This window comes from Mangrovibacter sp. MFB070, assembly GCF_000705335.1.
GTDB classification, from domain to species: Bacteria; Pseudomonadota; Gammaproteobacteria; order Enterobacterales; family Enterobacteriaceae; genus Mangrovibacter; species Mangrovibacter plantisponsor.
Map to the genome: position 1 here is coordinate 1 of NZ_JJMI01000014.1, position 2,167 is coordinate 2,167.

At 53.3% G+C, this 2,167-nt stretch carries 1 protein-coding gene; it reads left to right on the forward strand.

Annotation, left to right across the window (positions count from 1 at the left end; all coding sequences use genetic code 11):
* Positions 1–20: 20 nt before the first annotated feature.
* Positions 21–2,167 (forward strand): beta strand repeat-containing protein (locus DT73_RS05460; protein ID WP_369792570.1); only part of this gene is annotated, 2,147 nt, incomplete at its 3' end.

The window sequence follows — 2,167 nt, forward strand, 5'->3', positions numbered from 1 at the left end:
CCACAAATAAGGACAGTTTGATGAAAAACAAAACCGCAGCACTCAGCGCGCTTTCGGTGTGTATTTCCCTGGCACTGAACGGCCAGGCTTTTGCACAAACCCCGCTTCCGGCAACGGTTGCCCCCACAGAAAACCTGGAATGCCCGGCAGACCTGAGCCTGCTTACCCCTGAAGAGCAGGCGGCACTGGCGGAACAGTGCCAGGCAGCAGAACCACAGCCCGAAGAAACCCAGGCCGCTCAGGCCAGTGAACTGCCAGCGTGGATGACCGACCAGACCACCCTGCTCGCCGGGGGCGGGGCCGCAGCCCTGGCCGCCACCATTGCCATTGCGGCGGGAGGCAGCAGCGGGGGCGGCGGCAGTGGCGGCGACCGTAACGAAGGAGGAGACGGTGGCAACAACGGCGGCGATGGCGACGGCAATAACTACGAAGAGTGGGAAATAGGTAACCAGCTGGAAGGGGACAACAAGGAAAACACGCTGGAAGGCAACACCAGTGCCGGAGAAGGGGAAATCGGCAACCTGGTGACCGGCAATAACACAGACAACACCCTCGAAGGCGACACGGACGTCACCGAAGGCGGCAAAGGCACGGTGGTGGACGGCAATAACACCACCACCACCAATGAAGGCGAGGTGACAGTCAGCGGTGAAGGCTCTGTGGGGCTGGAAGTGAACGGTAACGATGCTCAGGTCAGCAACACGGGCAATACCGAAGTTGACGCCGGGGGAGCCGGAACCGTTATCAACGGCAATGATGGTAGTGTAACCAACACAGGCGAGACCAGTGTCACCGGAGAAGGCTCTGCCGGAACGGTGATTAACGGCGATAACGGTACGGTGACTAACGAAGGTGACTCCGTCATCAGCGGCGGCGGCAGCGGAACCGTCATCACGGGTGATAACAGCACGGTTACCAACAGCGGCAACACCAGCGTCAGCGGTGAAGGCTCCGCCGGTGTTGTGATTGACGGCAACAACAGTAACGTCACCCAGACCGGTGATTTAAGCGTGGCTGACGGCGGCACGGGGATTTCCCTCAGCGGGGATAACAGCAGCGTGGCGCTGAGCGGGGATATGCTGGTCACCGGCGGCGCCACGGGCGTGAGCGTTGGCGGGACTGACAATTACGTCAGTAACGACGGTAACATTACGGTCCGGGATGCGAATTCGGTCGGGGTGCTTGTTGAAGGGCTTAATGCCGGGCTTGTCAACCGGGGTGATATTCATGTCACCGATTACGGAACCGGCGCGTCCCTGTCCGGCGACGGATTTAACGTCGTGCTGGACGGCACCGTGACGGCAGAAGTCCTCGAAAACCGGGCTTCAGCCACCGGCGTGCAGATATCGGGTAATAACGGCACGCTGCAGATTACGGGCGACGTTAAGGTGCTGGATGTCACGATGGGGATACCCGATGCAGATAATCTCCCGGTATTAACCGGTGTGGCAGTAGCAGGTAATGGTAACCGGGTGGTGATTGACGGCACAATAACCAAAAAATACGAGGGTAGCGTTTATACGGCAGGAAATTATTCTCAGACTGGCATGACCATTAGCGGAAGTAATAATACGCTGGAAATAAAGGGAGGGATTGATTTTTCAAACATAATTGAGCACGGTTCGAAAACTCAACGCGATCATGGTTCACAAATGGGATTATTAGTTAAGGGGAATGATAATGATATATATATAGACGGTGATAATAAACATTATGTGGATGGCATGTCATATGCTGCATTTATCTATGTGAATGGAAAGGGGAATAATGTTGTTTTAGGTGAAAATGCAAACTTTGACATTCAAGTGCTTAATCATGCGGTCTTGGGTGTGGCATCAGCCTTTTCATATATTATTACCCTATCCGTTAATAATAGCTTTATTAATAATGGGACGATTACAGGCTCTGTAATACCCCGTACCGGTATTGTGTATGGAGGTCATGTCTATAACAACGGGACGGTAGATTTTCAGTTAGTAGAACTTGGAGCTATAACGACTGCTGGTGTTTTCTCGGGAAATACAAATACTAATGCAGGGTTAATCAATATTACGTCATATTTGAAACCAGTACATAATGGAGGAATTGGTGCAGCTGAAGGAGGAGTGATTTTTATAGCAGGTCAGGTGGCAGCAATGATGTCCGACTTAGGTGCTCTCCTTTCAGT